The 6,063-nt window shown below is 32.3% G+C and carries 8 protein-coding genes; 3 read left to right on the top strand and 5 right to left on the bottom strand.

Annotation, left to right across the window (positions count from 1 at the left end; all coding sequences use genetic code 11):
* The 3 genes from CN514_RS10840 to CN514_RS10830 form a co-directional block, all read left to right on the top strand.
* Positions 1-562, top strand: a 562-nt coding sequence (locus CN514_RS10840; protein ID WP_217993921.1) for a YheC/YheD family protein, incomplete at its 5' end; no start/stop codon positions are given.
* A gap of 226 nt (positions 563-788) precedes the next feature.
* A complete protein-coding gene (locus CN514_RS10835) occupies positions 789-1,712 on the top strand; it encodes a PucR family transcriptional regulator (RefSeq protein ID WP_176525870.1) in 924 nt (307 codons plus the stop codon).
* 131 nt (positions 1,713-1,843) lie between these two features.
* Positions 1,844-2,941, top strand: a complete 1,098-nt coding sequence (locus tag CN514_RS10830) for an ABC transporter ATP-binding protein (protein ID WP_098232585.1) — start codon at positions 1,844-1,846, stop codon at positions 2,939-2,941.
* Between the two features lie 54 nt (positions 2,942-2,995).
* Here the strand turns inward: CN514_RS10830 and CN514_RS10825 are convergent, their stop codons facing one another.
* From CN514_RS10825 to CN514_RS10805, 5 genes are all read right to left on the bottom strand, one after another.
* Positions 2,996-3,247, bottom strand: a complete 252-nt coding sequence (locus CN514_RS10825; protein WP_098232584.1) for a hypothetical protein — start codon at positions 3,245-3,247, stop codon at positions 2,996-2,998.
* 77 nt (positions 3,248-3,324) lie between these two features.
* Positions 3,325-3,534 (bottom strand): alpha/beta-type small acid-soluble spore protein, encoded by a 210-nt coding sequence (locus CN514_RS10820; protein ID WP_098232583.1) that lies wholly within the window; start codon positions 3,532-3,534, stop codon positions 3,325-3,327.
* 191 nt (positions 3,535-3,725) lie between these two features.
* A complete protein-coding gene (locus tag CN514_RS10815) occupies positions 3,726-4,460 on the bottom strand; it encodes an amino acid ABC transporter ATP-binding protein (RefSeq protein ID WP_098232582.1) in 735 nt (244 codons plus the stop codon).
* 14 nt (positions 4,461-4,474) lie between these two features.
* On the bottom strand, positions 4,475-5,170 hold the full coding sequence (locus tag CN514_RS10810) for an amino acid ABC transporter permease (protein WP_098232581.1): 696 nt from the start codon (positions 5,168-5,170) through the stop codon (positions 4,475-4,477).
* Positions 5,157-5,954 (bottom strand): amino acid ABC transporter substrate-binding protein, encoded by a 798-nt coding sequence (locus tag CN514_RS10805; protein WP_435817623.1) that lies wholly within the window; start codon positions 5,952-5,954, stop codon positions 5,157-5,159. Before CN514_RS10805 ends, CN514_RS10810 begins: the two co-directional genes overlap by 14 nt.
* Positions 5,955-6,063: the final 109 nt, after the last annotated feature.

The following is a 6,063-nucleotide window of genomic DNA, read 5'->3' as shown; positions in this document are numbered from 1 at the left end:
ACATAATTCTTCAAGGGGATTTGGCGTGTTTAAGCTCTCCTTAAAAAATGACAAAGAAGTCATAATCCGTAATGCTTTTCATGTGGAATTAGTGAAATCAATTAGTGATTGTTGGAAATTTCTAAGTTCATTAAGCGAGGATTTTATTTGTCAACAAGGGATCGTGAGCGAATTACCAGATGGAAGAAAGTTTGATCTACGAATTCTTGCACATAAACATGAAAATAATTATATTCTTTCTGGTATTGGTGTAAGAGTAGGAACATTTAATGCTATTACAACTCATGTACCAAGAGGTGGTAGCATTATTACCATGGAAGAACTACCGATTGAATTAAATTTTTCATTATTACAAGAAATAGTCACACAAACAGGCATTGCATTAAATATGGATGATGCACATTTTTATGAATTCTCAATGGATATCGGAATTCAAAACAATCATTACTATATTTTTGAAATTAACTCTAAACCAATGGTCTTTGACGAAATTGCGATCAAAGAACAAGGACTTGAAAACTTAATACGACTATTTTATGTACTTTCGAATTTTAAACAGTAGTTTATAAAGTAATCTAACAATGTATAACTTGAGACTCAGGCTGATTGCAAGCGTTTGTCTTTCGAGGCGCGAAGGCTGGTGAGGAGCGGAGTTACCCTAGACGGTAATGAGCACCGCAGACAGGCGAAGCAACGAAGAAAGCGAACGTTTGTCAACAGTCTGAGCTTTTTTATTTTAAATAACAATGATAAACTAATATGAAATAATGCGTCGGAAGGTAATGAAAATGATTGATAAAATTAAGACATTATTTGGGAGTGAGTCTGTTTCAGTCACCCCTGATGAAAGTACATATATAGATTATTCTTGGTTTTCTACTGAGAATCAAGAAATTTTCGGGATTAAAAAAAATTCAATATCAGAGGAACAAAATAACCTATTGGAATGTCTTTTTACAAAATTAGAAACAGATACAATTTTGATGCCATCTGAGCAAAGCGAGTGGTTTCAATATTTATTTTTAAGTAAAGGACATAATCCCTTCTCTTTCGAAACCGAAGTTTCTCTCCCTACTTCAATTCGTTTTATTCATTTTTATAGCAATCAGTTGTTCTCTGATAAAAATGAGTTTGAGGAAGCAATCAACGCATTCTTTCATAAAGAAGTAATAGTGGTTTGGAATTCTGCTAAGGAAGGCGTCATTATTGAAAAAATAATCGATCAACCTTTTAACAAAGAATTTTTAGAGCATATGCAAGAAATCATTGCAGCTGACTTGTACCATGATGTTACCTTTTTTGTAGGAAAACGCTATTCACCATTAGCGAATCTTAGCCTTTATTTTGATATTGAACATCAATGTTTTAAAAAAGCATTGTCCGTAAAAAAGCAAAAAAATATACTTTGGTTTTCAAAAGAAATGCTTTATTTTATCCTTTCCTTTTTACCAGATGATTTACAAAAGGAATTACCTAATTTATTTTTGAATGATATGAAAATTGATGATCCAATTCTTTCAACGGTAAAAATCTTTCTTCAACAAAATTTAAATGTTACTGCTACTTCAAAAAAAGCTTTTCTACATCGAAATACTGTTCAATATCGTCTTGATAAGTTTTCGGAACAAACTGGTATAGATTTAAAACATTTTGAGGATGGACTAGTTATATTTTTAGCAATTCATCTACTTGAGATCGTGAATGAAAATTAATTAAAGCCTATTTTGTGCACCTTGTACAAAGTAGGCTATTTTTTTTGTGAACCTTTGACATTGTTTAAAAACGTTTAAATGTGTACAATTTAATCAATGAAACCGATTACAAATTGTTGGAGGTAATACTAATGGCAGAATTAAAATTAGATCACATTTATAAAATTTATGATAATAATGTAACCGCTGTAAAAGATTTTAATCTTCACATTGAAGATAAAGAATTTATCGTATTCGTTGGTCCTTCTGGATGCGGTAAATCAACAACACTTCGAATGATCGCTGGTCTAGAGGATATTTCAAAAGGTGACTTCTTTATTGACGGCAAGCGTGTAAATGATGTTCAACCAAAAGATCGTGACATCGCAATGGTATTTCAAAACTACGCACTATACCCACATATGACGGTATATGATAACATGGCTTTCGGATTAAAATTACGTAAGTTTGACAAAGCAGAAATTGATCGTCGTGTAAAAGATGCTGCACGTATTTTAGGTCTTGAGGAATATTTAAATCGTAAACCAAAAGCTTTATCTGGTGGACAACGTCAACGTGTAGCTCTTGGTCGTGCAATTGTACGTGATGCAAAAGTATTCTTAATGGATGAGCCATTATCAAATTTAGATGCTAAATTACGTGTTGCAATGCGTTCTGAGATTTCAAAATTACATCAACGTCTACAAACGACAACTATTTATGTAACACACGATCAAACAGAAGCAATGACAATGGCTACACGTTTAGTAGTAATGAAAGATGGTATTATTCAACAAGTAGGTACACCAAAGGAAGTTTATGATCGCCCTGAAAACGTATTCGTTGGTGGATTTATTGGTTCACCTGCAATGAACTTTGTTTCTGGTAAGGTTGAAGATGGTCACTTTAACTTAGGCAGCAAAAAAGTTGCTATACCTGAAGGAAAAATGAAAACATTACGTGATAATGGATATGTTGGAAAAGAAGTTATTTTAGGTGTACGTCCTGAAGATTTACATGACGAACCAGTATTTATCGAAGCATCTCAAGGTACAGTTCTTGATTTAAAAATTGAAGTAGCTGAGCTTTTAGGAGCAGAATCAATGCTTTATACTAACTTTGAAGGAAATACATTAGTAGCGAGATTAGATGCACGTTCAACATTTACACATGGTCAAATAATCAAATTAGCAGTAGATATGAACAAAGTTCATTTCTTTGATAAAGAAACTGAATCTCGTATTCGATAATTCTATAATGAATTAAACATAAAATAACGCGGTACCATTTTAATTGGTACTGCGTTATTTTATTTTCTCAATAATTTTAAGAAAGCCTTCGTTACAATCCGGGCAATTAAACATATGCGTACAATACTGATTTGAATTATGCTCAGTTAATCCATCAGCTTTTGCTGAAATGTCATAATCTAAATATGGACTATATTTATCTTCGTAATCAACAGCTCTGCCTTTATCTTCACAATGATTTTCACAAATAGGACATATTAGTTTATAATGCTCAATTCCATTGCACAGTGGACAAATACCATCCATAAAAAGCTCACTCCAATTTCATTTACTTCATTAAGAAAGGATGGAGATTAATCTCCATCCCTTATTAGCCATAGATATTATTTTGAGAAACCACCTAAGCTTTGTTCAGCCATTTGAACTAAACGTTTAGTGATTTCACCACCTACAGAACCGTTAGCACGAGCTGTAGTATCAGGACCTAAGTTTACTCCAAACTCAGAAGCGATTTCATACTTCATTGCATCTAATGCTGATTGAGCACCAGGTACTACTAAGTTGTTGCTGTTTCCGCTGTTGTTGTTTGCCATGTGTTTTCACCTCCTTAAGTAGTGTAATGATAGTATGACTCTAATGGATTAACATATGTATGTGTAGCTAATGTAAATTTTGGAAAAAACAATTTAGTTTGTTTTTCCGCGTTTTCCACATAAAAAAAGCACTAGATCAACATCTAGTACTAGTTTTCTACACTATATTGTAAAATATTTTATCTTAAAAATTATTGTATTAATTGTAAAAATTGTTTTGTTCTTCCATGTTTAGGATGCTCTAAAACATCTCTAGGATGACCTTGTTCAACAATATAACCACCGTCCATAAAAATGACTTCATCTGCTACATCTCGAGCAAATTTCATTTCATGTGTAACGACAATCATTGTCATTCCTTCTTCTGCTAACTCCTTCATTACCTTTAGAACTTCTTGTACAAGCTCTGGATCTAATGCCGAAGTTGGTTCATCAAATAAAATGACTGTTGGTTCTAAGGCTAACGCTCTAGCTATCCCCACACGCTGTTGCTGACCACCTGAAAGTTGATGTGGTAATAAATTTATTTTCTCTTCTAATCCTACTTTAGTAAGTAAGTCAATTGCTTTCTTTTTTGCAACATCTTTTTTTATTTTTTGTACAGTTACTAAACCTTCCATTACATTTTCTAACGCTGTTAAGTGAGGAAATAAATGATGTTGTTGAAACACCATACCTGTTTTACTTCTTAAAGAAATAATTTCTTTTTTCGTAACTTTATTAGAGAAATCTAATGTCTGTTCATCAATTGTTATCTTCCCATCTGTCGGATGCTCTAAAACATTAATACATCTTAAAAATGTCGTTTTCCCAGAACCAGAAGGGCCGATAATAGCAGTAACCGTACCTTTTTCTACATTTAAGCTAACATCTTTTAATACTTCTAATTCACCAAAACTTTTTTTAATATTTTCTAGTTTTATCATATGTTCTTCCTCCATTACTTAGCAACATAGCGTTCAACGCGAGCTTCTAATCGACCTTGAATGACTGAAAGGAAGAAGCAAATTATCCAATAGATGAATGCAGCTTCTATATAAACGACTAAAAATTTATAGTTCGTTGCAGCTATTTCCTGGGCTGTTCTAAACATTTCAGTTACTAAAATTAATGAAGCTAAAGAAGTGTCTTTTACTAAACTAATAAAAGTATTTGATAACGGCGGTAATGAAACTCTAGCCGCTTGAGGAATAATAATTCGTTTTAATGTTTGATTATATGTCATACCAATCGAATAAGCAGCTTCCCATTGCCCCTTATCAATCGACTGGATAGATCCTCTAATAATTTCAGATGCATAAGCACCAACACTTAATGAAAATCCAATAATTGCAGAAATATAAGGTGAAATTGTTACATGTATTGTAGGTAAACCATAAAAAATAATAAATAATTGTACTAAAAGCGGTGTCCCTCTAATGATTGAAACATAAAATTTGGCTACACCATTTAAGAATTTATTACCTGACAGACGGAAAAGTGCGGTAATAAATGCTAAAACAAGACCTACTACAAATGTTATAATTGTTAATGGAATAGTACCTATTAAAGCAGTTTTAACCATTGGAAGGAAAGAATCCTTCGCAATGGTTAAATTGTCCATCCACTCTGGGCTGAGTATATTATTTAAGTCCATCTTTACCGAACCATTTTTGTACTATTTCATCATACTTCCCGTCTTTTTTCATATCTGCAAGTGCTTTGTTCACTGCTTTTACTAATGAATCATCATCTTTACGGAACATAAATCCACTATTAGAAGCATCGTTTTCTAAAGCTGCAATTTTAACTTTATTGTCGCCAGTTTCATTTAAATAGTTTTGAATAGATAATTTATCGTTAATCGTTACATCTGCACGGCCAGTTTCAATTAATTGAATTGCTTGGCTAAATCCTTCTACTCCAACTAATTTAGCTCCATATTTCTTAGCTAAATCACCATAATTACTTGTTAAAGATTGAGCAGCATTTAAGCCTTTAATTCCATCAAATGAGTTAACTTTTGAATCAGATTTTACAACTAATGCACCTGATGAAGTAATATATGGATCAGAGAAATAATATTTTTTCTCACGATCTGGTCTAATACCAACTTCATTTGCAATGATATCAAAACGTTTTGCATCTAAACCTGCAAACATTGCATCCCATTGAGTTTCAAAATATTTTGGTTTTACTCCTAATCGTTTTGCAACTTCATTTGATAAATCAACATCAAAACCTGTTAATTTACCAGATTTATCATGGAACGTGAAAGGTGCATATGTACCTTCAGTACCAATTTTTAACTCTCCGCTATCCTTTACTTGAGTTAATAAATCTTTTCCTTTTGCAGTTTCTTCTTTTTTATTTGTATTGCAACCTGCCATAACACCTGCTGCTAAAAATAACGAACCTAATGTTAAACCAATTTTCTTAATATTCATTCTTTAATCTCCCTTAACCTTATCGGAATTGTTTGTTTTGAATTGTGTGTCTTAAATATATTGCATGTATTAAAAAATTACAACAAAAAAATCTCATATTTTT

It is taken from the genome of Bacillus sp. AFS001701 (assembly GCF_002559405.1).
GTDB lineage: Bacteria > Bacillota > Bacilli > Bacillales > Bacillaceae_G > Gottfriedia.
This window is presented reverse-complemented; position numbering and strand designations above follow the sequence as displayed.

Coding starts and splice junctions, on each gene's coding strand:
- CN514_RS10835 (WP_176525870.1), top strand. CDS start 789: ATGATTGATAAAATTAAGACATTATTTGGGAGTGAGTCTGTTTCAGTC.
- CN514_RS10820 (WP_098232583.1), bottom strand. CDS start 3,534: ATGGCAAACAACAACAGCGGAAACAGCAACAACTTAGTAGTACCTGGT.
- CN514_RS10830 (WP_098232585.1), top strand. CDS start 1,844: ATGGCAGAATTAAAATTAGATCACATTTATAAAATTTATGATAATAAT.
- CN514_RS10815 (WP_098232582.1), bottom strand. CDS start 4,460: ATGATAAAACTAGAAAATATTAAAAAAAGTTTTGGTGAATTAGAAGTA.
- CN514_RS10810 (WP_098232581.1), bottom strand. CDS start 5,170: ATGGACTTAAATAATATACTCAGCCCAGAGTGGATGGACAATTTAACC.
- CN514_RS10825 (WP_098232584.1), bottom strand. CDS start 3,247: ATGGATGGTATTTGTCCACTGTGCAATGGAATTGAGCATTATAAACTA.